The sequence below is a fragment of the Mesorhizobium sp. M5C.F.Ca.IN.020.32.2.1 genome (assembly GCF_004023105.1).
Classification (GTDB): Bacteria; Pseudomonadota; Alphaproteobacteria; order Rhizobiales; family Rhizobiaceae; genus Mesorhizobium; species Mesorhizobium wenxiniae.
On sequence record NZ_RZSX01001092.1, the window covers coordinates 1 to 1,819 of the forward strand.

Below are 1,819 nucleotides of genomic sequence, written 5' to 3' on the forward strand. Positions count from 1 at the left end.
ATGTAGGCCTCAACGACGTCGAGGCCGAAATGCGTGACCATCTTGCGCAGTTCGGCGACGCCCTTTTCGTTAGCGGCAATCTGCGCCTTGAGGTCTGCGATGTTCTGATGCGGATTGCGTGCCGGGTAGGGGTGGTCGGTGAGCAGCGTCTCCAGTTCCTTCTCGCGGAACCGGCCGCGATCGACGATGCGGAAATTGTCGAACAGCACGCCTTCCTCGTCGACCGTGGTGGCGAGCGGCGTCATCGAGCCAGGCGCGGTGCCACCGATGTCGGCATGATGACCGCGTGAAGCGACGTAGAAGAGGATTTTTGGCGATTGGCCGATCTCCCCCCCTGTGGGGGAGATGCCCGGCAGGGCAGAGGGGGGCAACGTCGAGCGCTCAGCTTCGCGATACGCCGCCTCGCCAATTGGAGGCATTGGCGGGGCAGCGCGCCCCTCTGTCGGCTTCGCCGACATCTCCCCCACAAGGGGGGAGATTGGCCGCTCTTCCTCAAACACCGGCGTCACCACGGTGATATCAGGCAGATGCGTGCCGCCATTATAAGGCGCATTCAATGCAAAGACGTCGCCGGGGTGAATGTCGCCCGAGTTGAGCCGGATGATGGTTTCCACCGAACGGTCCATGGAGCCGAGATGCACCGGCATGTGCGGCGCGTTGGCGACCAGCGCGCCATTGCGGTCGAAGACGGCGCAGGAGAAATCCAGCCTTTCCTTGATGTTGACGGAGTAGGCGGTGTTCTGCAGCGTCACGCCCATCTGCTCGGCGATCGACATGAACAGGTTGTTGAAGACCTCCAGCATGACCGGATCGGCTTCGGTGCCGAGCGCTGCCTGCCGGCGCTTTTTCTCGACGCGGCGCAACAGCACATGCTTCTTGGCGGTGATTTCGGCTTGCCAGCCCGGTTCGACGACGATGGTCTGGTTCGGTTCGATGACCAGGGCAGGACCGGCAACGCTGTGCCCCGGCTTGAGCGCCTCGCGGCGAAAGATGCCGGCGTGACGCCAGATGCCGTCGGCGAAGATTTGCCGTTTCTCCGAAGGGCTTGGGGTTATGTCCTCAAGAACTGAATCGCTTTCCTCGCAGCCGGCGTCGCCGGTGTCGGTGCCTTCCACGCCGACCGATTCGACGATCATCGGCTTTTTGTCATAGACGAAGCCGAACTGCGCCTTGTGGGCCGTTTCGAAATCGCTCTTGGCTCGTGAAATCGAGCGGTGCTCGAAATTCACCGGCAGTGCGGTGTCGGTGCCGTCATAGCGGACCTGCAGCACCGGTTTCGAGGCGACGGTGTCCTCGGCGATGCCTTGTGCGGCGAGCTCGTTGATGACGGCTTTGCGCAATGTCGCGATAAGCTCGTCGATCGCCGGCTTGGAGTCTTCCGCCAGTGGTTTCAGCAGCGCCTGCTGGCGCGACGAAAAAGTCGAGGACAACCCAATGCCATAAGCCGACAGCAGGCCCGAGAACGGATGGATCAGCACCGCTTCCATGCCGAGTGCGTCGGCAACGAGGCAGGCGTGCTGGCCGCCGGCGCCACCAAAACAGTTCAAGAGATATTCGGTGACGTCGTAGCCGCGCTGCACGGAAATCTTCTTGATCGCGTTGGCCATGTTTTCGACGGCGATGGTGACGAACCCTTCGGCCACCGCCTCCGGCGTGTGGCCGTCGCCGATTTCGGCGGCGAGTGCTGCGAATTTTTCGCGCACGGTTTGCACGTCGAGCGGCTCGTTCTGGCCGGGTCCAAAAATGGCCGGGAAGAAGTCGGGCTGCAGCTTGCCCAGCATGACATTGGCGTCGGTGACGGCCAGCGGGCCGCCGCGCC

Annotated in this window: 1 protein-coding gene; it reads right to left on the reverse strand. The window is 62.7% G+C overall.

From position 1 onward, the window contains the following. Positions 1-1,819 (reverse strand): hydantoinase B/oxoprolinase family protein (locus EOA86_RS33180; RefSeq protein ID WP_206630210.1); only part of this gene is annotated, 1,819 nt, incomplete at both ends.